This window comes from Synechococcus sp. CB0101 (assembly GCF_000179235.2).
GTDB lineage: Bacteria > Cyanobacteriota > Cyanobacteriia > PCC-6307 > Cyanobiaceae > Vulcanococcus.
In genome coordinates this window covers 2,312,468-2,336,085 of sequence record NZ_CP039373.1, presented here as the reverse complement: position 1 = coordinate 2,336,085, position 23,618 = coordinate 2,312,468, and the positions used below count along the sequence as shown (strand labels likewise).

The 23,618-nt window shown below is 67.0% G+C and carries 27 protein-coding genes; 13 read left to right on the top strand and 14 right to left on the bottom strand.

Annotation, left to right across the window (positions count from 1 at the left end; all coding sequences use genetic code 11):
* The first annotated feature begins 12 nt into the window (after positions 1–12).
* Genes bioB through CB0101_RS12655 form a run of 4 tightly spaced genes read left to right on the top strand, consistent with a single transcriptional unit; the run spans position 13 to position 3,395 of the window.
* Positions 13–990 carry a biotin synthase BioB gene (gene bioB / locus CB0101_RS12670; protein WP_010303494.1) on the top strand — a complete coding sequence of 326 codons (978 nt, stop codon included), beginning with the start codon at positions 13–15 and terminating at the stop codon, positions 988–990.
* Positions 987–1,928 carry a rhodanese-related sulfurtransferase gene (locus CB0101_RS12665; RefSeq protein ID WP_010303492.1) on the top strand — a complete coding sequence of 314 codons (942 nt, stop codon included), beginning with the start codon at positions 987–989 and terminating at the stop codon, positions 1,926–1,928. Before bioB ends, CB0101_RS12665 begins: the two co-directional genes overlap by 4 nt.
* Positions 1,900–2,886, top strand: coding sequence for a DUF952 domain-containing protein (locus tag CB0101_RS12660; RefSeq protein WP_010303490.1), 987 nt, complete (start codon positions 1,900–1,902; stop codon positions 2,884–2,886). The genes CB0101_RS12665 and CB0101_RS12660 overlap by 29 nt, the downstream gene beginning before the upstream one ends.
* Complete coding sequence (locus CB0101_RS12655) at positions 2,883–3,395, top strand: hypothetical protein (protein ID WP_010303488.1); 513 nt, start codon at positions 2,883–2,885, stop codon at positions 3,393–3,395. Before CB0101_RS12660 ends, CB0101_RS12655 begins: the two co-directional genes overlap by 4 nt.
* Here the strand turns inward: CB0101_RS12655 and lipA are convergent.
* A complete protein-coding gene (gene lipA, locus CB0101_RS12650; protein ID WP_010303487.1) occupies positions 3,374–4,300 on the bottom strand; it encodes a lipoyl synthase in 927 nt (308 codons plus the stop codon). The genes CB0101_RS12655 and lipA overlap by 22 nt on opposite strands.
* 7 nt (positions 4,301–4,307) lie before the next feature.
* The gene (recR, locus tag CB0101_RS12645) at positions 4,308–4,877 is read right to left on the bottom strand and encodes a recombination mediator RecR (RefSeq protein WP_029552713.1); all 570 of its coding nucleotides are present in this window, start codon (positions 4,875–4,877) and stop codon (positions 4,308–4,310) included.
* Positions 4,878–4,990: 113 nt separating this feature from the next.
* On the opposite strand from recR, the gene psbP reads away from it, so the two are divergent.
* The 4 genes from psbP to CB0101_RS12625 are packed head-to-tail and all read left to right on the top strand — an operon-like array spanning position 4,991 to position 8,209.
* Positions 4,991–5,563 (top strand): photosystem II reaction center PsbP, encoded by a 573-nt coding sequence (gene psbP, locus CB0101_RS12640; protein ID WP_010303483.1) that lies wholly within the window; start codon positions 4,991–4,993, stop codon positions 5,561–5,563.
* Complete coding sequence (locus tag CB0101_RS12635; RefSeq protein ID WP_010303481.1) at positions 5,563–6,648, top strand: FAD-dependent oxidoreductase; 1,086 nt, start codon at positions 5,563–5,565, stop codon at positions 6,646–6,648. Before psbP ends, CB0101_RS12635 begins: the two co-directional genes overlap by 1 nt.
* Positions 6,649–6,680: 32 nt before the next feature.
* On the top strand, positions 6,681–8,021 hold the full coding sequence (locus CB0101_RS12630; RefSeq protein ID WP_010303480.1) for an NHLP bacteriocin system secretion protein: 1,341 nt from the start codon (positions 6,681–6,683) through the stop codon (positions 8,019–8,021).
* Positions 8,018–8,209: a hypothetical protein gene (locus CB0101_RS12625; RefSeq protein WP_010303479.1), complete on the top strand. Its 192-nt coding sequence runs from the start codon at positions 8,018–8,020 to the stop codon at positions 8,207–8,209. Before CB0101_RS12630 ends, CB0101_RS12625 begins: the two co-directional genes overlap by 4 nt.
* Before the next feature lie 3 nt (positions 8,210–8,212).
* Here the strand turns inward: CB0101_RS12625 and CB0101_RS12620 are convergent, their stop codons facing one another.
* The 6 genes from CB0101_RS12620 to CB0101_RS12595 are packed head-to-tail and all read right to left on the bottom strand — an operon-like array spanning position 8,213 to position 15,007.
* Complete coding sequence (locus tag CB0101_RS12620) at positions 8,213–9,256, bottom strand: FUSC family protein (RefSeq protein ID WP_010303478.1); 1,044 nt, start codon at positions 9,254–9,256, stop codon at positions 8,213–8,215.
* Positions 9,257–9,259: 3 nt separating this feature from the next.
* Complete coding sequence (locus CB0101_RS12615; RefSeq protein ID WP_010303477.1) at positions 9,260–10,279, bottom strand: hypothetical protein; 1,020 nt, start codon at positions 10,277–10,279, stop codon at positions 9,260–9,262.
* 14 nt (positions 10,280–10,293) lie between these two features.
* The gene (locus CB0101_RS12610; protein ID WP_010303476.1) at positions 10,294–12,114 is read right to left on the bottom strand and encodes a TolC family protein; all 1,821 of its coding nucleotides are present in this window, start codon (positions 12,112–12,114) and stop codon (positions 10,294–10,296) included.
* 22 nt (positions 12,115–12,136) lie between these two features.
* The gene (locus CB0101_RS12605) at positions 12,137–12,973 is read right to left on the bottom strand and encodes a hypothetical protein (RefSeq protein WP_010303474.1); all 837 of its coding nucleotides are present in this window, start codon (positions 12,971–12,973) and stop codon (positions 12,137–12,139) included.
* Between the two features lie 7 nt (positions 12,974–12,980).
* Positions 12,981–14,039, bottom strand: coding sequence for an FUSC family protein (locus CB0101_RS12600; RefSeq protein ID WP_010303471.1), 1,059 nt, complete (start codon positions 14,037–14,039; stop codon positions 12,981–12,983).
* Positions 14,036–15,007, bottom strand: a complete 972-nt coding sequence (locus tag CB0101_RS12595; RefSeq protein ID WP_136644295.1) for an FUSC family protein — start codon at positions 15,005–15,007, stop codon at positions 14,036–14,038. Before CB0101_RS12595 ends, CB0101_RS12600 begins: the two co-directional genes overlap by 4 nt.
* A gap of 63 nt (positions 15,008–15,070) precedes the next feature.
* Here CB0101_RS12595 and CB0101_RS12590 point away from each other — a divergent pair, with 63 nt between their 5' ends.
* Entirely contained in the window at positions 15,071–15,517 is a 447-nt protein-coding gene (locus CB0101_RS12590; protein ID WP_010303467.1) for an MgtC/SapB family protein, read from the top strand.
* Positions 15,510–15,746, top strand: a complete 237-nt coding sequence (locus CB0101_RS12585; protein WP_010303466.1) for a DUF6737 family protein — start codon at positions 15,510–15,512, stop codon at positions 15,744–15,746. Before CB0101_RS12590 ends, CB0101_RS12585 begins: the two co-directional genes overlap by 8 nt.
* Here the strand turns inward: CB0101_RS12585 and CB0101_RS12580 are convergent.
* On the bottom strand, positions 15,728–16,648 hold the full coding sequence (locus tag CB0101_RS12580; RefSeq protein ID WP_010303462.1) for an LCP family protein: 921 nt from the start codon (positions 16,646–16,648) through the stop codon (positions 15,728–15,730). The genes CB0101_RS12585 and CB0101_RS12580 overlap by 19 nt on opposite strands.
* Before the next feature lie 94 nt (positions 16,649–16,742).
* On the bottom strand, positions 16,743–18,533 hold the full coding sequence (locus CB0101_RS12575) for an ABC transporter ATP-binding protein (protein ID WP_010303458.1): 1,791 nt from the start codon (positions 18,531–18,533) through the stop codon (positions 16,743–16,745).
* 65 nt (positions 18,534–18,598) lie between these two features.
* On the opposite strand from CB0101_RS12575, the gene CB0101_RS12570 reads away from it, so the two are divergent.
* Together CB0101_RS12570 and CB0101_RS12565 are read left to right on the top strand one after the other, a co-directional pair.
* A complete protein-coding gene (locus tag CB0101_RS12570) occupies positions 18,599–19,498 on the top strand; it encodes an oxaloacetate decarboxylase (protein WP_136644161.1) in 900 nt (299 codons plus the stop codon).
* Between the two features lie 72 nt (positions 19,499–19,570).
* Positions 19,571–19,771, top strand: a complete 201-nt coding sequence (locus CB0101_RS12565; protein ID WP_136644160.1) for a hypothetical protein — start codon at positions 19,571–19,573, stop codon at positions 19,769–19,771.
* Between the two features lie 134 nt (positions 19,772–19,905).
* Here the strand turns inward: CB0101_RS12565 and CB0101_RS12560 are convergent, their stop codons facing one another.
* Positions 19,906–20,337, bottom strand: a complete 432-nt coding sequence (locus tag CB0101_RS12560; protein WP_136644159.1) for an RNA-binding protein — start codon at positions 20,335–20,337, stop codon at positions 19,906–19,908.
* A 239-nt stretch (positions 20,338–20,576) separates the two neighbouring features.
* Between CB0101_RS12560 and CB0101_RS12555 the strand changes: the two genes are divergently transcribed.
* A complete protein-coding gene (locus CB0101_RS12555) occupies positions 20,577–20,789 on the top strand; it encodes a hypothetical protein (RefSeq protein WP_136644158.1) in 213 nt (70 codons plus the stop codon).
* A gap of 18 nt (positions 20,790–20,807) precedes the next feature.
* On the opposite strand, the gene CB0101_RS12550 is transcribed toward CB0101_RS12555, so the two are convergent.
* From CB0101_RS12550 to CB0101_RS12540, 3 genes are all read right to left on the bottom strand, one after another.
* On the bottom strand, positions 20,808–22,592 hold the full coding sequence (locus CB0101_RS12550) for a DEAD/DEAH box helicase (protein ID WP_371413630.1): 1,785 nt from the start codon (positions 22,590–22,592) through the stop codon (positions 20,808–20,810).
* A 251-nt stretch (positions 22,593–22,843) separates the two neighbouring features.
* Positions 22,844–23,215, bottom strand: a complete 372-nt coding sequence (locus tag CB0101_RS12545) for a phosphomannose isomerase type II C-terminal cupin domain (protein ID WP_010303433.1) — start codon at positions 23,213–23,215, stop codon at positions 22,844–22,846.
* Between the two features lie 10 nt (positions 23,216–23,225).
* Positions 23,226–23,600, bottom strand: a complete 375-nt coding sequence (locus tag CB0101_RS12540) for an ATP-binding domain-containing protein (RefSeq protein ID WP_050778725.1) — start codon at positions 23,598–23,600, stop codon at positions 23,226–23,228.
* Between the last annotated feature and the right edge of the window lie 18 nt (positions 23,601–23,618).

Sequence of the window (23,618 nt, the reverse complement as noted above, 5' to 3'; positions counted from 1 at the left end):
ACGTCCAGCCCCTTGACCCTCCCCGCCCTCGAGCTGCGCCACGACTGGGGCACCGCTGAGATTCAGGCGCTGCTCGAGCTGCCCTTGATGGATCTGCTCTGGCGCGCCCAGGCCGTTCACCGCCAGGCCAACCCTGGCTACCGAGTGCAATTGGCCTCCTTGCTCAGCGTCAAGACGGGCGGCTGCGAGGAAGACTGCGCCTATTGCCCCCAGTCGATGCACAACAGCAGCGACGTGGCTGGACGGCCGGAGCTGGAGGTGGAGCCCGTGCTCGCCCGGGCCCGCGCTGCCAAAGAGGCCGGTGCCCACCGGTTCTGCATGGGTTGGGCCTGGCGCGACATTCGCGACGGCGCCCCGTTTGAAGCGATGCTCGCCATGGTGCGCGGCGTGCGCGAGCTGGGGATGGAGGCCTGCGTCACCGCCGGCATGCTCACCGATAGCCAGGCCGAGCGCCTGGCCGAGGCCGGGCTCACCTCCTACAACCACAACCTCGATACCAGCCCCGAGCACTACGACCGGATCATCACCACCCGCACCTTCCAGGAACGGCTGGAAACACTGCAGCGGGTGCGCAAGGCCGGGATCTCGATGTGCTGCGGCGGCATCATCGGCATGGGCGAAACCCTCACCGATCGGGCCTCGCTGTTGCAGGTGCTCGCGGCGATGAACCCGCACCCCGAAAGCGTGCCGATCAATGCCCTTGTGGCGGTGGAGGGCACCCCCCTGGAGGAGCAGCCCGAGGTGGATCCCCTGGAGCTGGTGCGGATGGTGGCTGTGGCTCGGATCCTGATGCCCCACAGCCGTGTGCGCCTGAGCGCTGGCCGCGAAACGATGAGCCAAGAAGCGCAGGTGCTCGCCCTGTTGGCCGGCGCCGATTCGATCTTCTATGGCGACACCCTGCTCACCACTGGGAATCCAGATGTGGCCGCCGACCAGGAGCTGCTCGCGGCCGCCGGCGTGACCCCCTGGCAGGAGGCCGTGCCCGCGTGAGCGTGCAGGTGGCGGCCTTCTATGGCTTCACGGCCATGGCGGAGCTGCCGCCGTTGCAGGTGGAGTTGCGGGCTCTGGCGGAAGCCGGCGCCGTGCGCGGCACGATTCTGTTGGCCGAAGAGGGGGTGAACGGCACTATCAGTGGCCCAGCGCCTGGAGTGCAGGCGGTATTGGCGCGGTTGCGGCAGCTGCCTGGGCTAGCGGGGTTGGAGGCGAAATTCAGCGAGGCACCGCAGCAGGCCTTTCACCGGCTCAAGGTGCGCATCAAGCGCGAGATCGTGACCATGGGCTGCCCCACCGTGAAGCCCGCCGAGCAGGTGGGAACTTACGTGCCACCACAGCAGTGGGATGCTCTGATCCGCGATCCGGATGTGCTGGTGGTGGATACCCGCAATGCCTACGAGGTGGCGGTGGGCACGTTTGCAGGGGCGATCGATCCGGGCACCGAGAGTTTCCGCGAGTTTCCCGCCTGGGTGGAGCAGGCGTTGCGGCCCCTGGTGGAGCAGCGTCAGCCCAAGGGGATTGCGATGTTCTGCACCGGCGGGATTCGCTGTGAGAAGAGCACGGCCTATCTGCTGCAGCAGGGGTTTGACAACGTGTATCACCTCCAGGGCGGAATCCTGCGCTACCTCGAGGAGATGCCCGAGCAGGGCAGCAGCTGGCAGGGCGAGTGCTTCGTGTTTGATCAACGGGTGAGCGTGAACCATCAGCTCGAGCCCGGGAGTTACAGCCTTTGCCACGCTTGCGGTTTGCCGTTGTCACCGGCTGATCGCGAGCTTGCGTCGTATCGCGAGGGGGTGAGCTGCCGGCATTGCCTTGAGCGCTTCAGCGACACCGATCGGGCGCGGTTCGCCGAGCGGCAGCATCAGATGCGCTTGGCGCGGGAGCGCGGGGTGCAACACATCGGCGGTGGTGCTGGTGCAGCCCGTTCTCTATAGCTTTCGCCGTTGCCCCTATGCGATGCGGGCGCGGCTGGCCCTGGCGGCAGCTGGGATGCAGCCCGGCCACGCGCTGGAGCTACGGGAGGTGGCGCTGAAGGCCAAGCCGCCGGAGCTGGTGGAGGCCTCCGCCAAAGCCACCGTGCCTGTGATGGTGCTGCCCGATAGCCGGGTGATCGAGGAAAGTCTGGCGATCATGCGTTGGGCGCTGGAGCAGCGTGATCCCCAGGGCTGGCTGAGCGGTTGGAGCTCCGCGGAGCACGAGCGCATGGAAGCCCTGATCGCCGAGAACGATGGGCCGTTCAAGCACCATCTCGATCGCTTCAAGTACCCCGATCGCTACCCAGGGGAGACATCCGAGCCGCATCGTCTCGCGGCTGTCGCGATCCTGAGCCGTTGGAGTGAACAGCTGAGGGCTGGCGGCTGGTTGTTGGGCGATCGCCCTTGCTTGGCCGATTGGGCGCTGCTTCCCTTCGTGCGCCAGTTCCGCCTGGCGGATCCCGAAGGCTTCGATGCGGAGCCAGGGCTTGCGCCGTTGCAAGCCTGGCTGGCCCGCTTCCTGGAGGGCCCCGAGCTGGCCACCGTGATGGAGGCTCCCTGGGCTGAGCGCAGCGCCTGGCGTTCTCCCAGTTGGCTGTATCACCTGACGTTGCGCCAGGAGTGGAATGACGCCCGCCGAGACGGCGTCTACTGCCGCTCCACCCGCGGGCGCTCATTAGAGGAGGTGGGGTTCATCCATCTCAGCGCTGCCCATCAGGTGGAGGCCACGGCGCAGCGCTTTTATGGCGATCTCCCTGCCGGTGCAGTGCTGTTGCTCACGCTTGATCCACAGCGGTTGTCGGCCGCAGGCCTCAATGTGCGCGAGGAGCCCGCGCCGGGAACCGGTGAGCTGTTCCCTCACCTCTACGGAACGTTGCCCTTGGAGGCGGTGCTGTTGGCGCAGCCGCTGGTGCCATGAGTGTTCCCTCCCTTGCCGAGATCGAACAGCTGGCCGCGGCCCAGGGGTTGTTGCTGCGGCTGCAGGTGCGCCGTTGGTTGGCGATCACCAGCCTGCGGGTGGTGGTGGCGCGGCCGCGGACGGATCAGCCGCCGCTGCTGCTTGGGGAGCTCAAAGGGTGGGCCTTACCCCTGCCGGATGCTCTCCAGCTCGACACGATGCGGGTGCAGGGCCCGCAAACCCAGGGCGTGGGTGCGTTGATCTGGGCCGCCACGTTTGCGTGGGCGCTGGAATCCACCCCCTGCCGCAGCGCCCGCTTGCTGGCCATCCGCGACAACGACCTTCAGCACAGGCGCCTGGTGCGCTACTTCAAGCGGCTGGGGTTTGCACCGATTCGCGAGGTGGGAGCGGCGGCGGCTGATCTGCCCCTGCGGCTGGTGTGGGGTGGGGCAGGCTTGTTGATGCGGGGCGATTGCGCCGCTGGCTTGGAGCGGGCCTGGCGGATGGCTCAGCTGGCTTCAGCGGCGTGATAGCTGCTGCGCACCAGCGGGCCTGAGCGCACATCGGCGAAGCCCAGCTCGCGTGCGATGGCACCCAACTGCTCGAATTCTTTGGGCGTCCAGTACCGATCCACCGGGATGTGGGCCAGCGACGGGCGCAGGTACTGGCCGAGGGTGAGCCGTTGGCAGTCGACGGCGCGCAGGGCCTGCAGCGTTGCCACCACTTCCTCGAAGGTTTCACCGAGGCCCAGCATCAGGCCGCTCTTGGTGGGGATCTGAGGCGCGAGTTCCCGGGCGGCGGCCAGTAGCCCCAGCGAGCGGTTGTAGGTGGCGCCGCGGCGCACCTCCCCCTGCAGCCGTTCCACGGTTTCGAGGTTGTGGTTGAAGCACACCGGCTCGGCGGCGAGCACGGCCTGTAGCCGTTGACGTTGGGCGGCGATTGCCTCCAATTCATCGCGGTGGCCGCCCCAGAAGTCGGGGGTGAGCACTTCGATGGCGATCAGGGGGTTGCGAGCGCGGATGGCCGCCATCGCGTTGGTGAACAGGCTGGCGCCGTGGTCGGCCAGATCGTCGCGGGCGACAGCGGTGAGCACCACGTAGCGCAGGCCCATCGCCTGCACCGCATCGGCCACACGCTCGGCTTCACCGGCATCGAAGGGCACGGGGGCCTGGCCCTTCTCCACCTGGCAGAAGGCGCAGCTGCGGGTACAGATCGGACCGCCCAGCAAAAACGTGGCGGTGCCGGCGGCGTAACACTCGCCGCGGTTGGGGCAGCGGCCTTCCTCGCAGATCGTGTGCAGCCGCTGCTGCTTCACCACCGCCTGCACCGCTTCGAGCTCGCTGGCGTTTCCAATCGGCGAGCGCAGCCAATCAGGAAGCCGATCGGCGGGTGGGATGGCGCTATAGCGGCTGGTGGTGTGAACGCGGGAACTCACGGGCTTGTCACTCCATCCGTCTGCGTCCTTCCAGGGCCCGCGCCAGGGTCACCTCATCGGCGTATTCCAGTTCGCTGCCCACCGGCAGGCCGTAGGCGATGCGGCTCACCTGGGTGAAGGGCTTGAGCAAGCGGGCCAGGTAAAGGCTGGTGGTGTCACCTTCCACTGAGGGGGTGAGGGCCAGGATCACCTCGCTGACGCCATCACGATCCACCCGCTCCACCAGCGGCTGGATCTGCAGCAGCTCCGGCCCCACGCCATCCATCGGAGAGATCAGGCCACCGAGCACGTGATAGCCGCCCCGGAATTCACGGGTGCGCTCCAGGGCCAGCAGGTCGCGCGAGTCGGCCACCACGCAGAGCACGCCGGTGTTGCGCTCCTCATTGCGGCAGATCTCACAGAGCGGATCGGCAGAGAGGTGATAGCAGCGCTGGCATTGGCCCACCTGGCTTTTGGCCGCCAGCAGAGCATCGGCGAAGGCCTGGATCTGCTCGCTGGGCTGGCGCAGCAGGTGCAGGGCCAGGCGCTGGGCTGTGCGCGGACCGATGCCCGGCAGTCGCTCGAACTGATCGATCAGTCGGGCCAGGGGGCGGGTGAAGCCGCTCAGGGCACTGCCGGTAGCTGAAGCGAATCTAGGCGGGGTGGCCGGGCCAGCGGGCCAGAATGCGGGTCGCTCGCCAGCCGCGCCGCATGCTGCCCTCGCCGTTCTCCTCGCACTCCCGCCGGGCCCCGCTCACCGCCCTGTTGGCTGTGCTGCTGGCGGTGGTGCTCAGCGCCTGCAGTGCCGCCGCCGCTGGTTTGAATTCCTATCAGAGCCCAGATGGGCGCTACGCCTTCCTCTATCCCACCGGCTGGACGCGCGTGCAGGTCACCGATGGCCCGCAGGTGGTGTTCCACGACCTGATCAATGCCGACGAAACCTTGAGCCTGGTGGTGTCGGATGTGAACAGCACCAACAGCCTCGAGAACCTCGGCAGCGCTGTCGCCGTGGGCGAAAAGCTGCGCCGCGTGGTGATCGCCCCGGAAGGCAGTGGCCGTGAGGCCGAGCTGGTGGAGGCCTCCGAGCGGGAAGACGGTGGCCGCACCTTCTACGACCTGGAATACGCCGTGCACCTGAGCGACCGCGATCGCCATGAGTTGGCCACCGTGGTGGTGGATCGCGGCCGCCTTTACACCTTTGCCGCCAGCACCAATGAGGCCCGTTGGCCTCGGGTGGAGGGTCTGTTCCACCAGGTGATCAGCTCCTTCACCCTGCGCATCTGATGGCCGGCGCACCCGCCGGCCTGGTGGTCGTCGGCGGGGGGCTGGCGGGAGCACTGCTGGCCCTGGAGCTGCGCCAGCTCGGGGAGGCCGTCACCCTGATTGATGCGCCTCCGGCGGACGGCACCGCGTCGGCCACGGCGATCAGTTACGGCGTGATTCCCGGTTGGCCGCTGGCTCCCACGCCCCTGGCGCGGTTGGCGGCCGGTGCCTCGCACCACTGGCGCCAGCTGCAGCAGCGCCATGGGCCGCTGGGCTGGCATCGATGCGCGTTGCGCCTGCAGGGCCCAAGCCCTTGGCTGAGCGCGTTGGCCCGCCTGGGGGTGTTGCCTCTGGCGCAGGTGGATACCGCGGTGCTGAACGAGCGCTTGCCGGCGGTGCTGGCGCAGGCTGGGGTGGAGCGGCTTGGTGCAACGGCGTTAGCGATCCAGCCCGCTGCAGGCGGCTGGCAGGTGCAGCTGAGCGATGGCAGCTCCTGCCAGGCCGATCAGGTGGTGTTGGCGGCGGGGCCGGGCTGCCACCGCCTCTGGCCGCACCTGCCCCAGACCTTGCGCAGCAGTTGGGCGGCGGTGCTCGAACTCCAGGTGTTTCCCGCGGCGCTTGGATCTGCGGCGGCCTGGCTACCCCAGGGCTTTGCGCGGCTGGGTTTGGAGCGCCGATCGGATGGGTTGCTCGAGCCTGCCTGGGTGGTGGATCCGGGTCTGGTGCCCTGGGGGCGCGGCGCTTTGGTGGGCCAGTACACCTGGCTTGCCGCCTCGGCGGCCTACGCAGAACCACCGCCGGCGGCGCTGTGTGAGCAGCAGTTGCGCCAGGAGCTGGAGCAGCGTGCGGCCTGGAGCCGGCAGCGGCAGGCGTTCACCGGGGTGCTGCGCCAGGCGGCCGTGGCCTTCAGCACCACCGGGGCGCCATTGGTGGGAGCGCTGGACCGAGCCCCGGGGCTGTGGCTGTTCACCGGCTTCAGCGGGGCTTTTGCCCAGGTGCCGGTGTTGGCTCCGTTGCTCGCCCAGTGTCTGGTGGGAGACAGCCGGCGGGCGGGTGCAGCGGAGCAGCGGCTGCAACAGCTGGGGGTGTGGCCGCAGGGGGGCTGACAGCTGTATCGGATTCCTGCAAGCTGGCACGCATGACTCAGGCCACCCCCACTGCCGACACGCCCTGGTACCGCCGGCGTGCCCAGCAGCTGCGCGAGCGCTGGCAGGGGTTGAGCGATCACAACCAGGTGGGGGTCTGCCTGGCCGGTGTGACCGGTTCGGTCGTGCTGTGGGCCCTGTTCTGGCCGGTGCCCACCGAGGTGAAAGGCACTGGGGTGCTCATCTATCCGGAAAACGCCGGCATCCTCAATGCCCGCTCCGGTGGTCAGGTGCGCGAAGTGTTCGTGCGCGTGGGCCAAACGGTGAAGCGCGGTCAGGTGTTGATGCAGCTCTATCTGCCGGTGCTCGAACGGCAGCTGGAGCAGCAGCGCGGCAACCTGCGCCAGCTCGAGCGCCACAACGAGAAGCTCGATTACCGCGATGAGCTGCGCTTGCTCACCGAGAAGCGCGCACTCGACACCGCCCTCGCCAAGTATTCCGACGATCGCCGCCGCTACGGCGAGTTGCAGTCGACGTACTCCAGCAAGTTGCGCAACCTGGATTGGTTGGCGAAACGGGAAGTGGTGGCGCCGCTCTCCACCGAGGTGGTGTCTGCAGAGCAGGGCCTCACCAGCACCAGCGTGAATCTCGATGAGGTGAAGATCAACGAGCGCAACGTGGTGACCAGCTACCAGCAGGTGAAGCTCAACATCGAGACCCAGGCCCTGCAGCGCCGCTATCAGATCGATGATCTCAAGCGCGAGATCGCGGTGACCCAGGCCAAGATCGCCTACGACGGCAAGGTGCACGCCGAACGCGACGGCACGGTGCTCGATTTGCAGGTGATCCCGGGCCAGACCGTGAGCACCGGTCAGCGCCTGGGCACGATCGGGCGTCCCGAGCAGCCCAATGCCAAGGACCGGCCCCTCAAGGCTGTGGCCTACTTCCCACCCGCCGACGCCCGTCGCCTGCCCCTGGGGCTGCCGGTCGAGGTGGTGCCGCTGTGGAAGCAGCGCGGTCGCTTCGGCGGGATTGTGGGCAAGGTGACCCAGGTGCTCACCCTGCCTGCCACCGAAGACGACATCTCCACCACCATCGGCAACCCGCAGCTCGCCCAGGAGCTCACCAAGAACGGCCCGGTGATGCGCAGTGAGATTGAGCTCGAGCCTGATCCCGCCAGCGTGGATGGCTACCGCTGGACCCTCTCCGGCGGCAGCGGCGTCTTCCCGATCCGCGAAGGCCTCACTATTTCCACCCACGCCTACGTGGAGTGGCGTTCACCGATCACCTACGTGATTCCCGGTCTGCGCTCCCTCACCGGCGGTTACCGCACCCCCTGGATCGACCTGCGCTGGAACCTGCCCTTCCTGCGCCAGCCCAACACCCTCCAATGACGCCTCGAATCCCGCCCATTCGCAACGCGCTGCTGCGTCAGGAGCTGCCCTGGCTGGTGAGCGAGGTGGTGTTGCTGCTGATCCTGTTCAACGCCAACCCCCCGGAGCTTTGGTTCTGGTTGGTGGTGTTGGTGGTGGTGTTGCTGTACCGGATCGAGCGCTGGTGGTCGTCGCGGCCAGGCGCCTGAGGCTCAGATCACCAGGGTCCGCCAGCGTCGCTCCGTGATCTCCAGGGTGTGATCAATGCGGTTGAGCACCATCAGCCGGCCGGCCACCTGTTGCAGCTCGCTGGGGGTGAGGCGTTGAAAGGCGGCTTTGGCTTGCTCGTCGCTGAGGTCTTCGATCGGCAGCACAGGCCGCGGCGTTGGCGGCGGCGGCTGCAGCTCCAAGGAGCGGCTCAAGTTGCCTTGCCAGTTGAGCAGGCGATTCGCCACTGCTGCGGTGAACTGCAGCGCAGCCTCGTGTTGGCGGTGCAGTCCCCAGGCCTGCCATTGCGGATCGGGTAGACGACGCAATTCATCGAGATCGAGGATCAACATCTCGCAGGCGTGATCCATCAGATCCCAGAGCTGGGCGACAGGATGTCGGCTGGCCAGGGGGCCGAGCTCCCGCAGGGCGTTCACCCGTTGCTCGCGCAGGCTGATCAGGCTGTTGCGCATCGCCCGTAGCCGTTGGGTGAGGGCGTTGCGGCGTTTCGCATCGGGCGGCGACTGCAGGTAGTCGCTGAGGGTGTGGCCCAGATCCACCAGCAACTGCAGCAAGCCCTGGCGTTGTTGCAGGCGGGCCCGCGCTGGCCAGAACAGGCGCAGGCTGAGCAGCGCCATGACGATCCCGAACGCCGTCCAGAACAGACGCAGGGGGATCCAGCTGTCGAGCTGTTGTTCATGCAACAGCCAGCCCATGATCACGACAAAGCAACACACCGAGTAGCCCACCGTGAGCCGCAGGCTGCCGGCGATCAGGCGGGCGAGCAGCATCGCCAGAGGCAGGGCGATCAGCACCGGCAGATGGCCCCAGGCCCGGTAGCCGAAGAACACCACGATGGCGCCAATGGTGGTGCCGATCAGCCGTTGGCGCCCCAGCTCCAGCGTGTTGCCGTAGTTGCCCACGCTCACGCTCAGCACCGCCAGCGAGGCGTACATCGCAAAGGCAAGGCCGGTGAGGGTGGCGAAGCCATTCACCAGGGCCACCGTGAGGGCCAGGCGCAGGTTGTCGCGCAGGGCGGGCCGCAGCATGACTCAGCTGGCCTCCTGGCGCCCGATCGCCTGTCGCACCAGGCCGCGGCTGTGGAGCAGTTGGTGCAGTTGGGTGATCTGTTGGCCGATGGCCAGAAGCAAGGGCGGGGAGGCCTGAAGCTGAGCTGCCTCCTGCAACCAGTTGTTCTGGGTGCTGGCGGGATCGATCGCAGCAGGCATCGGCGGAATCGCTGAGCTGCTGCCTAGGGCTGCTTCCAGGGCCCGCAGCTCGGCTTGCAGGAGTGGCGCGCCGGAAGGGCAGGGTGGTAGCTGCAGCAACAGGGGCTCCAGCAACAGCCATTGGCGCAGCAGTTGGCGCCAGATGCTGCCGGTTTGCGCCCAGCGTGAGCTCAGTCGCCGCACTGCCGCAGGGGTGCGGACGCCGGCCCGTTGATCGCGCAGTTCTTGCAGCTGGAGGATCTGGGGCAGCAACGCCTTGGATTGCAGCGGTGCTGGTGCCTCGCCACCGGTGTCGAGCCACTGGCGCATGCGTTGAATCTGTTGTCGCAGCTGGTCGCACAGCCCGGCTTCAAGGGCTGGTAGTTGTTGGAGCGGCCGGCGCGGCCAAAACACCCAGGTGGCCAGTTGTGCCATGGCGATGCCCGTCACCACGGTGAACGCCAGGTTGAAGATCAGCGCCCAGTTGAGGTGTTTGCCGTAGCCCACAATCTCCAGCGCCCAGCAGGCCATGTAGCCCATGCCGGCGCCTTTGGTGAGGCCAAGGCCGCGCACCAGGCAGCCCGTGATGAGCAAGCCGATGGCGGTCACCAGCCAGCCCTGGGAGAAGTGATGCAGCACCACGGCGGTGAGGATCCCCACCAGGGCGCCTCCCACCAATTGGCCAAGGCTGCGCACCGGGGTGAGCTCGTTGTCGTTGATGAACAGCACCGCCATCAACAGGCCGAGCATCATCACGTCGCGCCGGCCCGACCAGAGCATGATCCCGATGGTGAGCGTGGCCGCCAGCCAGGTGCGCAGGCTGTTGCGCCAAAGGGGGCTGAGGCTCGGCAGGGTGGTGGCCATGGCGCTGGCCGTCCTCAGGGGCTGCTGCTCGACACCTGGAGCTGCAGCTGTGGCTGGATCGGTTGGTTGGGATCGCGCGGCATCGGCAACAGCTCCCGCAGCAGCTGCGCGTAGGTGACATTCACGCCCACCGTGGCGTTGAGCCGTTGCACCAGGCTGTTGATCAGGCGGTCTTGGGTGATCGACACATCCAACTCGCTGGAGAGGCCGGTGAGATAGCGCAGGCGCACATCGCGAAAGGCTTCCACGGCAGCGGCCACACCGCGGCGAGCCGAGCTGAGCTTGGCGAGGCTGGCTTCGTGGTTGAAGAAGGCTTGCTCCAGCCGCAGGCGGATGTCGTTGCGGGTGGCGGCGTATTGCTGGGCCGCGGCGGCTTCCCGCTTGGCGAAGGCGCGGGCCTGACCGGCGGTGGTGCCGGCGTCGAAGAGCAGCCAGGTCATGGTGAGGCCCACCGACCAATCCCAGGCATTGGTGGAGGTGAGGGGCAGGGCGGTGGAGCCGCAACAGCCGCCGCCGCCCAGTTCAAAGTTGCCGAGGCTGGAGAGGTTGCTGCTGCCGCCGGCGTTGGCAAACAGCGACAGCTTGGGCAGTAAGCCCGCTGCGGTGGCCTGCTTCTGCTGCGCCAGGGCTTGGCGGGTGGCCAGGATCGCCTCGAGCTCGGGGTTGCCGCGGTAGGCCGCCAACAGGCTCGCCTCGAGATCCAGGGGCCAACGGGGCTGCACCACGATCGGATCGCTGGCGCTGGGGGTGACCTGGGGCGGCAGGTTGAGCAGCACCGCCAGCCGCCGGCGCGCCACGGCGCGATCGGCCATGGCCTGAATCAGCGTTTCTTCATCGGAGGCTTGGATCGCCCGGCGCCGCAATACATCGAGGCGAGGCACCAGGCCGGCCTGTTTGAGGTCGAGGCTGTCCTGCAGGATCACCAGATCGTTGCGTACGTTCGCGTCGTAGACGCGCACCAGCTGCTCCTGCTGCTGCAGCTGGTAGTAGGCCTCGCTCACCTGCAGCTGCAAGGAGCGCAGTTGATTGGCGTAGGTGTTGCGCTGTTGCTCGAGGCTGGCGCGGGCTGCTTGCACCTTGGGGGTGCGCGCGAAATCGAGCAGCGCGTAGTTGAGCTGCAGCCCGCCTTCAAAGGCGCTGCTGCCGGAGGTGGCCTTCACCCAGCCGCCCTCGGGTACCCCAAAGGCTCCACCGGTAGGGGTGCCCAGCTGAGGTTTTTTGGATAGGGGGTTGGTCGGCTTCAGCAGACCGTTGCCGTCAAACTGTGGGCCAAAGCCAAAGTTGTCGTTGGCTTGCAGCGAGGTTTCGGTGCTGCGGCTGCGGTCGTAGCCGCCGGCGGCAAAGGCGCTGATCGTGGGCCAGTAGGTGCCCATCGCAGCCTGGAAGCTGGCCAGGGCTGCCGCCACCTGCTCGCGTTGGGCCTGCAGGCTGGCGCTACTGGCAAAAGCGATGGCCAGGGCCTGCTCAAGGCTCAAGCTGGCGATCCCAGAGGCCTCCAGCTGCTTGGGGGTTGGCAGATCCAGGGGCGGGGCTGGGGTGGATTGCTCCGGTTGGATGGGGCCCTGGGCCGGTTCGTTGGCCCGCAAGAGATTGGGCGGGAGCTCAGGGGTGCTGAGCACATCGCGCACGGGGGGCTCAGGCTCCGCCGGCAGCAGTTGATCGAGGGCGCGCAGCTCGGAATCGAGCGTCTGCCAACTGCGCTCGAGCAGTTCGGTGGAGCCTCCGATCATCGGAGCCGGCACGGCCGTGGAAACCGGGAGGGTTGGCTGCGGGGCCGCCAGGGCCGGGCCGCAGCAGAGCAAACTGAGGGTGAGAGCGCGCTTTCGCAGGGCCACGGTGCTGCCGAGGTGGTGCCGATCAGCGGCTCTTGCGACGCAGTCTGGGGGAAGGAGCCGATCCACGACGGGCTTGATGTGACGCCTTTCGCACAGTGGCGATTTGGCGTGGCTTCCCCAGCACCCCCGCAATCAGGATGGCCACATAGAGCTGACCCACGATCGTGATGCCCACACTGGCGCTCACGCTGGTGAGACTTTCACCATTGAGCACTGCGCTGCCCAGGGTGGTGAGGCTCCCGAAAGCGGCGCCCAGCATGTGGGGCGCATAGGCAATCGCGTTGGGCAGCTCCCCATGGGGGGACCCCGATACGGAGAACGCCGCTGGATCGAGCACCAAGAGTGAATTGAGCACGATCCCGCCCGTAAACCCGATCAGCAAATAGCCCGCCGCTGCACCCATCAACAGATCGCCGCTGAACACGGGCTCTTCCGCCAGGGCACTCATCAGCGCCCAGAGCTCGTAGAGCAAGAGGCACAGCCAAATGAGCATGTGCAGCACGCTCAATTGCACCGCCAGGGGTGGCACGAGCAACAGAGAAAGCTGCCAGATCAGTTCCACCCCGGCCGCGCAGAACCAGCCGTATTGCAACCACCGGCGCCGTTCGATCACCCGTTGCAGGTGATGGTGGTCTTTCTGGCGAATCACCGCCATGCGCAGCTGGGAGCTGAGCCTGTTCTGGGGCAGGAGGGGCGAATCCATCACCACCTGCACACCGCCGATGATCAAATACACCAAGCTCACCAGCTGCGGTGTCTGTTGCAGCGGCCGCAGGCTGATCAAGGCGATCACCTCAACGATCAGCAACCAGCGGTAGTAGTTGTGGCGCTGCTGCAGTAAGGCTCGAACAACGGTCATGGCCGGATCACCTCCGCGCCATGATCGCCCGCCAGCTGCTTTCGCCGCCGCGAATGGCTTGCTCGGCTTGGCGGCAGAGCACCAGCCGGCTGGCAATGCGCTCCAAGCGATCCAGGGAGGCGGAATTCACCACCGGATCGTTCAGTTCGGCGCCGAGCTCCAGCCAGCTGCGGGGCAGCTGGAGCTCCTGTGGCGGCGGACTGGGCAGACCGCGGGCGCTGCGCAACTGCTGGCTCCAGATCCCCACCTGAGCCGCCATGTGCTCCAGCAGCTCCGCTTCGGCCTGGTGCAGCCGGGCTACCAGCTGGGGGTCGCGTTGGCTTGGCACCGCCCGCTCCATCCCGCCCACCATGCTGACCAGCCGTGAGGCGGTCGCATCGAGGTTGCTTACCAATAACGCCGCGGGGTGGCGTTCGGGTTGGTTCCCGAGCTCCTGCACGAGCGCCGGCCGTTGGCTGCGGGCGCTTTGGAGCGTGAGGCGCAACTGACGAAAGGTTGCAGCAGGGGCGGACGGGTTGGGTTCGCGGGTCGCGGGCTGGGCCTCGAGGCGCTGAGCGAGGGCGATCAAGGTGTGCTGCAACTGCTCCATCAAGTCGCCGTAGCGACCGAAGCACTGCGTCAGCCCCCGCGCTGGCCAGAACAGCCGCAGGCTCAGCACCGTGAGCACCACGCCAAGGACGGTCCAGAAGAAGCGCAGTGGAATCCAGCTGGCGAGGTTGCCCTCATGCACCAGCCAGCCCATCACCACGATCATGCCGCCCACCTTGTAACCCACCCTCAGGCTCAACAGGCCGCCGAGCAGGCGCAGGCAGCCCAGGGTGATCGCCAGACCCACCGCAATCGGCAAGGTGTGCAGGCACTCAAAGCCGATCAGCAACAACACCGAGCCGAGCACGGTGCCCAGTAAGCGCTGGCGACCCAGTTCGAAGGAGGTGCCATAGGTGCCGCTCGATACCGACAGCACCGCCAGAGCGACGTACTGAGCGTCGGGCAGGCCGGTGATGCTGGCGAAGCCATTGCCCAGACCCGCGGTGAAGGCTGTGCGTAGGTGGTTGCGGTCGATCACGGCTGCCTCGGCTGCCCAGGGGCGAGGCGGTTGAGGGCCCCGAGTGAGGCATGCAGGGGGCGTAGCTCCTCCGCCAGGGCGAGGAGAGGGAGCAGGGGCAGCTGCTCACGCTCGGCCAGTTGTTGCCAGGCCCGGGCGTTGCGCTGGGGTGTGGGCTGGGGCCGGGCTTCGAGCTGTTCGCCCAGGCCCAACACGGCCCCGCGGATCAGCTCCGCCTGCTGGAGCGAGCGCTCGGGGAGGGTTTGCATCACACGCTCCCAGCTCACCCAGTGGGATTGGGTGAGCTGCCACAGCCGCAGGCGCTGCTCCCACTGGCTGTTGCGCAGGAGCTTGTGGCGGGGGCCGCTGCGTTCGCGGTTCACCAACTGCTCCATGCGCAGCAGATCAGTGGTGAGGGGGGCGGGGTTGAGCGGTTGGGGGCGCTCCGCCTGTTGGCGCAGCCAGGCGCTGTAGCGCCGCAATTGGCGCTGCAAGCTGCTGCGCAGGCGTTCATCCGCGGCGCCGAGCTCGCGGTAACTATTGCGCGGCCAGAACAGCAATCCAACGAGGATCGCCACCACGCACCCCACCACGGTGTCGAGCGCTCGATTGAACACATAGTTCCAATTGAGCGCCACATGGCTGGGGATCATCAAAAACATGATGCTGGTCATGCTTGCGGTGCCCAGGGCGCTCTTCCAGCCCAGCCAGTCCAAGATCGGAACCATCAACACCAGCGACACCAACACCCCGACCCAGCCCGAGAGGATGGTGTGGACGATGAAGGTGATCAGGCCGCCGGCCACCGTGCCGAGGATGCGCGCGGAGGCGGCGCTGATTGTTTGATCATCGTTGTCATCCACAACGATGATGGCCGCCAAGACCGGATACCAGACAAACTCAATCCGTTCGGTCCACACCGCAATGGTGGCTGTGATGAACACCGCCACGGCCATCTTGAGGCTGTTGCGCAGCAACTCGTTCGACACTGGCTGCGGCATGGAGCGCTCCGCTGGAGCTTATGGCCGCCTTCAAGGGGGTGCGCAGTGTTGATGAGCTGGATCCCTGCCATTTCGCCTGATCTTGAGGTGCTGATGCGCCTGGGGTTAGCCGTGCTCTGCGGCATGGCGGTGGGGTTCAACCGCGCCCAGCACTTTCGCCATCCCCAACCCAGCCGCCTGCGCATGCATGTGTTGGTGGGCTTGAGTGCCTGTCTGATGGTGCTGGCAGCGGGGCCTGATCTGGAGGCCCGCAGCCGGGTGATTCAGGGGGTGGCCACTGGCGTGGGCTTCTTGGGGGCGGGCGAAATCCTGGTGGACCGCCGTGGCAACGGCCATGACGACCCCACCCCGCAGGTGCACGGTCTCACCAGTGCCGCCTCGATCTGGTTCACCGCCGCCCTGGGGGTGACGGTGGCTGCGGCCAGTCCGTTGATGGCGCTGGTGGCGTTGCTGCTGGCCCTTCTCGTGTTGTCGCGTTCCGGTCAGGCCCATGGCTGAGAGTCTCTGGAGCCAGAAACCCTGGTGGTGTCAGCCCTGGTCGATCCTGCTCACCGGCGTGGTGGTGGTGGGCGGCAGCTGGTGGTGGCTGCGGATCTGGTGGATCACGGCGCCGCTGGCGCTTGGGGTGCTGCTGTGGTGGTGGCTATTTCTGGTGGCAGTGCCGGCGGCCTACCGGGCCGAGCAGGTGGCTGAGGGGAAGGCCCCAGATCAGTACACCGAGCCGTAGCGATCAGGATTGCCCGCGGCGGCGTCGCCTGCGCTGGGCTTGGGCCACTCCGCCTCCCAGTAGCTGATGCCATCGCGCATGAAAGGGCGTCCGCCCAGGCGTTCGGCATCGAGCCGGGTGCCGCCCATGGCGGTCATGAGGCCGCCGATTTCCATCGGGCCCAGGTCGGTTTTCATGTCCTTGCCGGCGGCGGCCAGCAGGGCGGGCATGCGCACCAGGTTTTCCGGTTTGGTGATTTGGTCAAACAGGGCTTTGAGCAAGAGCTTCTGGCGATCGAGGCGGCCGATGTCACCCATCTCGTCGTGGCGGAAGCGCAGGAAGCCTTCGATATCGCGGCCGCGCAGCACCTGGCGGCCGGGTTGCAGATCGATGTAGAGGCCTTGGGTTCGATCGGTGTAATACATGCGCTTGGGCACATCCACCTCCAGGCCGCCGAGGGCATCGCCGAGGCGACGGATCACCGAAAGGTTCACCAGGATGTGGTGCTGCACCGGCCGGCCGAGGTGCTTGGAGAGCTCCTGCTTCACGGCCTCGGGGCCGCCGTAGGCATAGAGGGCATTGGCCTTGAGCGGGCCAAAGCGGGCTGAATCGATGAAGGTGTCGCGCGGCACCTGGGTGAGCTTGGTGACGCCGTTGTCCACCCGCAGGGTGTACATCACATCGGTGTTGCCGCCGCCCAAATCGGTGCCGAGGATCACCACCTCCTTCTCGCCCATGCCGGCCCAGCGGCTGAACGGATTCACCACCTCGTGGTTGCTGCCCGCAGGCGGGCCATCCAGCAACTGGGTGAGCGGCGCTGCCAGCAGCAAGCCGCCACCGAGGCCCACGGCAATGGCCATCAGGATCGGGCCGCGCTCATCGCGGGGGCGCATGCCGATGCTCTTCAGGCCTTCGCTCTTCATCTTCACAACTTATTTCACGCGTCTTGACCATCCCTTCAACGCCGCATAACCAGCGGTCAGTTTTTGGGCTGGCTGGTGGGCATGGGCCAGGCGCTTAGAGGCGCAGGGCCTCATCGGCGCGGAGGCCCGCCTGCACCCGCCACAGATTCACGTAGGCGCCGGCGGCGGCGATCAGTTGATCGTGGCTGCCGCGCTCCACGATCCGCCCCTGATCCATCACCACGATCTGATCGGCGTGGCGCACGGTGGAGAGACGGTGGGCAATCACCAGGGTGGTGCGCTCGGCGGTGATGTGATCCAGCGAGCGCTGGATCGCCGCTTCGGTTTCGTTGTCGACGGCCGCGGTGGCTTCATCGAGGATCAACACCGGCGGGTTCTTGAGGATGGCGCGGGCCAGGGCAATGCGTTGGCGCTGGCCGCCGGAAAGCCGCTGGCCCCGCTCACCCACCACCGTGTCGTAGCCCTGGGGCAGCGCCTCGATGAAGCGGGCGGCCTCGGCGAGATCCGCCGCTCGGGCGATCGCGGCGCGGGGCGCCTCAAAACTGCCGTAGGCGATGTTCTCGGCCACGGTGCCGTGGAACAGGAACACCTCCTGGCTCACCAGGCCGATGGCGCGCCGCAGGTCGGCCAGCTGTAGCTGTTGGATCGGGATGCCATCGAGCTCGATCGCGCCGCCTTGCAGCTCATAGAGCCGCAGCAGCAGTTTCACGATCGTGCTCTTGCCCGAGCCCGTGGCGCCAACGATGCCGATGGTGCTGCCAGCAGGCACCTCCAGGTTGAAGTTCTGGAGCAAGGGCTCGCGGCCGCTGTAGGCGAAATCGACATGGCGGAAGGCGATGGCGCCCTGCACGCGGCCCAGGGGTAGGGGGCGATCACCGCTGGGGATGGTGATGGGGGTGTCGATCAGATCCAGCACCCGCTGGCTCGAGGCCATGGCGCGCTGGTAGTCATCGAGGGTGCGGCCGAGGCTGGTGAGCGGCCAAAGCAGTCGCTGGGTGATGAACACCAAAAACGAATAGGTGCCCACAGCGATGGCGCCACTCCAGGCCTGCAGGCCGCCGATCACCAGGATCGCCAGGAAGGCAAACAGGATCGCGAAACGGATCAGCGGGATGAAGGCGGCCGAGAAGCGGATCGCTTTGGCGTTGCTGATGCGGTAGGCCTGGCTCTGCTCGGCGAGGCGTTGGTTCTCCCATGGCTCGGCCGCGTAGCTCTTGATCGTGAGCATGCCGCCGAGGTTGTTGGCGAGGCGGCTGGCGAGGTCGCCGGCGCGCTCGCGCACCTCGCGGTAGCGAGGCTGAAGCCGTTTCTGGAAGCTCAGCGATCCCCAGAGGATCAGCGGGATCGGAATAAACGACACCCCCGCCACCGTGGGGGAGAGCCACACCATGGCGCCGCCGACGGCGAGCACGGTGGTGATCAACTGCAGGATCTCGTTGGCGCCGTGATCGAGGAAGCGCTCCAGCTGGTTGATGTCGTCGTTGAGGATCGCCAGTAGGCGACCGCTGCTGCTCGCTTCAAAGAAGCCCATCTCCAGCCGCTGCAGATGGCTGTAGGCCTCGAGGCGCAGCTCGTGCTGCACCGTTTGGGCCAGGTTGCGCCAGAGCAGCGCGTAGAGGTATTCGAACAGCGATTCAGCGCTCCAGATCACAAAGGAGAGCGCCGCCAACACTCCCAACTGCGCCGGCACCGTGGTGACCCCGAAAGCCGCCAGCCAGGAGGTGTTCTGCTGCACCACCACATCCACCGCCAGGCCGATCAGCACCGGTGGGGCGAGATCGAACAGTTTGTTGAGCACCGAGCAGCTGGCCGCGAGCCAGACCAGGCGCCGATGGGGGCGCAGGCTGCCAAGCAGACGTTGCAGCGGAGAGGGTTGGGAAGCCATGGATGCATTCAAGCCAGCCGCCGTTGGAGCTGTGCAACGCTCAAGCGATTGAGTGAGGGGCCCCGATGCAAGCGTTCACCAGCCCTGCCGATCAGTTGCGTGCGCTCTTGGCGGGAGAGTCTTGCCAGGTGATGCCCTGCTGCTTCGATGCCCTCTCAGCGCGGTTGGTGGAGCGGGCCGGCTTTCCGCTCACCTTCATGAGCGGCTTCTCCGTGGCCGCGGCGCGGGCCGCGCTGCCGGATACGGGGCTGCTCACGGTGACGGAGATGCTCGATCAGGGGCGCTCGATCTGTGGGGCGGTGCGCATCCCGGTGATCGGCGATGGCGACACGGGCCATGGCAACGCGGCCAACGTGCAGCGCACCATGCACCAGTTCGCTCGGGCTGGGTTCGCCGGGATCATGCTGGAAGACCAGCTGGCCCCAAAGCGCTGCGGCCACACGGGTGTGAAAGAAGTGGTGAGCCGCGAGGAGGCCCTGGGCCGGATTCGCGCCGCGGTAGCGGCCCGCGCCGAAGGCGCCGATCTGGTGATCGTGGCGCGCACCGATGCCCGCTCGGCCCTGGCGGCAAGCCATGGCGATGAGGCCGCGTTGGACGAGGCCCTCTGGCGCTTGAAGGCGTTCGCTGAACTGGGCGCCGATGTGTTGTTCCTGGAGGCGCCGCGTTCCGAGGCGGAGATGCGCCGCTTCTGCGCCGAGGTGCCGGGCTGGCGCATGGCCAACATGTTGGAGGGGGGCTTCACACCGCTCTTGCCTCCTGATCGGCTCGCAGCGATGGGCTTCCGGTTGGCGGCCTATCCGCTCACCCTGCTCTCCTGCGCGGCTGCGGCGATGCAAGACGCCCTGGCAGATCTGGCGGCCGGGCGCACGCCCGAGCGGATGCTGGAGTTCGCCGAGCTGCGGGAGCTGGTGGGTTTTGATCACTACGACGCGGTGCTGCAAGCCCAGGCCAGCGGCTCACTGTGAAGCTGTTGCCGATGAACAGTTCAGGGGTTGCGCCCGGCGTTAGACCAGTGGTGTCACCACCAGGAGGTGTTCATGACACGGACCCGAGACTTCCATCGCTTCCATCGTTGGACGGCGAAGCTGCGCCGCCGCAGCCTGCGCAGCGCCTTGCCTGAGCCCCGTGAAGGCGAACTGCAGCCCACCCATCCCGTTACCGCGGTGCGTTGCCGCGAATGGCAGCGGGATCAGCTGCACGATCTGACTGAGCTCGAAGAGCTCGAGGCGATCGCCTAAGCGCGGTTGAGCGCAACAACGATGGTCCTGCTCCGCTGTGACAGGGCCATCCACAGGCAGCAAAAAAAGCCCTGGGCCGGCCGTGTGACCAGAACCCAGGGCTTTTCGTTGAGCCGGTGCTCAATGGGGCTGGATCACCAGCGGTTGCCGCCGCCGCCGTCGTAACCACGGCCACCGCCACCGCCGTAGCCGCCGCCACCGCCGCCGTAACCACCACGGTCACCGCCACCGCCGCCGTAGCCGCCACCGCCGCCATAGCCGCCGCGGCCACCGCCGCCACCGCCATAACCGCCGCGGCCACCGCCGCCACCACCACCACCGCCTTGGCGGGGAGTGGCCTTGTTGACGCGGATCATGCGACCCATCCACTCCACGTTCTGGAGGTCGTCGACGGCCTTCTGTTCGTCGGCCTCGTTTGCCATTTCGACGAAGGCGAAACCGCGCTTACGGCCGGTCTCACGGTCGAGGGGAAGGCTGCACTTGGCCACTTCGCCGTACTGGCTGAAGAGGTCAAGCAGATCCTCTTGTTCGGCCTGGAACGAGAGGTTGCCGATGTAAATGGTCATTCCTTGATGCGGAACCTGAAAACTGATCCGTGGGTGCTGCGCGGTTCCGGGTGGAGCCAGTAAGCCTTTGAATCTCTGTCACCCTACAGCGGCGTCGTTGGGCGCCTTAGCGCGTGCAGCAAGGGTGCTGCGCTGCGTGAAGAGGCTTGAAGCAACCCCGAAGGGAACCGGAAGAAATGCACCGATCCCGAACTATTGTCCGATTGTCAGTAAATCCACACTCGTAGCGAGCGCCTCCCATGACGGCACCCGTGCCCTGGAGTCTGGCCTGGAGCGAAGACGGTGAGCTGGCTCCCCAGGATCGCTTTGATCTGCTGCAGAGCCTGGTCGCCAGCGAATGCGAGAGCGTGCAGCCCAGTCTGGTGGTGGCTGTGGAGCGGCTGAGTGTGGAGCAGCTGACGCTGCTGTCTTCTGAGTTGTCCACCGAGGGGCTCACGGGCCTCTGCGCCTGAGCCCCCGGTTCCAGTTGATCAGTCGCGGGAACGGCTGATCTGCAGTTCGCGGTTCATCACCTTCAGGCGCCGCAGGCCCTGGAACACGTCTTCGGGCATGCCCTGGGGCAGATCCACGAGGCTGTGGGCATCGAAGATCTGGATGCGGCCGATGCTGCGGCCGTTGAGGCCGGCTTCATTGGCGATGGCGCCCACGATGTTTCCGGGCTTGACGCGATCGCGCCAGCCCACCTCGATGCGGAAGCGCTCCATGCCGGACTCCGGCGGACCGGATTGCTCGCGGGGGCCGCGGCGGCTGGCACCGGGGCGTTCCTCGCGGCGCCCGTCGCGGCGCCCATCACGGCTGCCGTCGCGCCCGCCATCGCGGCCAGCGGCCTGGCGGATCCAGCTCTCATCGCCTTGCACCAGCAGCGGCTGGGGACCCACCACCAGCTGCAGAGCGGCCAGGGCCAGCTGCTCAGGCGTGGCGCCACTCTCTTGGGCGACTCGCTGCACGATCTCGGAGAGCAGGGCGCGCTCTTCATCACGGCCTTCGGTGGTGAGGCCGTCGCTGAGGCGCTGGCGCAGACGATCCAGGCGGCTCTGGTTGATGGTGGCGTTGCTGGGGATCTGCATCGGCTCGATCGGCCGGCCCACTGCCCGCTCCAACCCGCCCAGGAAACGCCGCTCCCTTGGGGTGACAAACAGAATCGCGTCGCCGCTGCGACCGGCGCGGCCGGTGCGGCCGACCCGGTGCACGTAGGCCTCGGAATCGAAGGGGATGTCGTAGTTCACCACCAGGGTGATGCGGTCCACATCGAGGCCGCGGGCCGCCACATCGGTGGCCACCAGCACATCCACCGTGCCGTTCTTGAGGCGCTCGATCGTGCGCTCCCGCTGGCTTTGAGCCACATCACCGTTGAGCACGGCCACGTCGTAGCCCTTGGCTTCGAGGGCTTCGGCCACGGTGACGGTGATCGCCTTGGTGCGGGCAAAGATGATCACCCCTTCTTTGGTTTCCGACTCGAGCACCCGGGTGAGGGCTTCGAGCTTCTGGGGACCGTTGACGGTGATGAAGCGCTGGCGAATCCGGCTGGAATCGGCGCCCTTCGTTTTGATCGTGACCTCAGCAGGATCGTTGAGGTATTTGTGCGAAATGCGCCGAATTTCGGGCGGCATCGTGGCGGAGAAGAGCACCACCTGGCGCTGGCTGGGGAGCTGCTCGAGCACCCACTCCACGTCGTCGATGAAGCCCATGCGCAGCATCTCGTCGGCTTCGTCGAGCACCAGGCTGCGCAGGCCGCTGAGGTCGAGGGTGCCCTGGCGCATGTGGTCCATCACCCGGCCGGGGGTGCCCACCACGATCTGCACGCCGCGCTTGAGGCGAACGATCTGATCGCGGAAATCGGAGCCGCCATAGAGGGGCAGCACGCGCAGGTGCGGCATGTTCGCCGCATAGCTCTTGAAGGCATCGGCCACCTGGATGGCCAGCTCACGGGTGGGGGTGAGCACCAGCACCTGGGGGGTGCGCTGCTGGCCATCCAGGGCCGCGAGCATCGGCAGGGCGAACGCTGCGGTTTTGCCGGTGCCGGTTTGGGCCTGGCCCACCAGGTCTCGGCCGAGCAACAGCTCAGGGATCGCGGCCTTCTGGATCGGGGAGGGCTCCTCGTAGCCGATGGCGGTGAGGGCATCGAGCAACTCAGGCGCGAAGCCGAAGCTGGCGAAGCCTGAGGGCGTGGCGGCGATCACGGTGGTGCTCACCTCGGCGCTGTCATCGGCGCTGGTGCTGCTGGCGCAATCGAGGGCGCTCAGATCAACGGCCACCTGGGCCGCGGTGCTCGCTACGGCGCTGGTTGTTTCAGTGGAAATGGCTTGAGTCTCGGGTTGTTGGTCTTGGATGATTTCTTCCTGGACGCGTTGATCCACAGAGCTGTCAAGGCTCTCGCAAAGGTTCTGGGTCACGTTCTGAACGGCTGGGCCTGAAATGTCCTTCGTCGACAGGCCGGCAGACACCCTGGTAATGAAGCGGATTCGCTTCGAATAACTGCCTTGCCCTTACACAAAGGGTCTCTTAATCAACTTAACACTTGGCCGGAAGCGCGCTCCGCGATGCGTTGGTAGTCATCGGCGAGGCGTTCGATGTCGTCTTCGCTGAGCTGATCGCCCCGCTGCACTTCCACGATCAGCAGATCCTGATCGCCGGCGCTGGCGCGGTGCACGGCGCCGCAGGGGATCCAGAAGGTGGTGCCGGCCTGGGCGTTCACGGTGTGGTTGTCGCAGAGGAGGGTGCCGTGGCCGCCCACCACCACCCAGTGCTCGCTGCGGTGGTGGTGGCGCTGCAGGCTGATGCGCTGGCCGGCGCGGATGCAGAGCCGTTTCACCAGGTAGCCCTCACCGCTGCCCAGCGGTTCAAACCAGCCCCAGGGGCGCTCCACCACGCTGTTCATGGCCCCGACGCTAGGTGGCTTGCCGTGGTGTGACCAGCAGCACCTTCTGGCGGGCCCGGGTGAGCCCGGTGTAGAGCAGGCGCGGATCGCTGTGACGGCTGGGGGGGAGCAGCAGCAGCACCTCGCCGTATTGGCTGCCCTGGGATTTGTGCACTGTGAGGGCCAAGGCGGGTTCGGCCCCCGCCAGCCGGGCCGGGTGGAGCAACCGGCCGGAGCTCATCCACACCAGCCGCTGGCCTTCGCGCTCCACGAGCACGCCGATGTCGCCGTTGGCGAGCTCCTGCTCGGGGCGGTTTAGCCGGTTCAGCACCGGCGTGCCCAGGGGCCAGCGCTCCAGCGGTGCCGCGGCAGCAGGGCCGAGCAGCGCCCGGTGCAAGGCCTCCACCCCCCCAGGGCCCTTGCC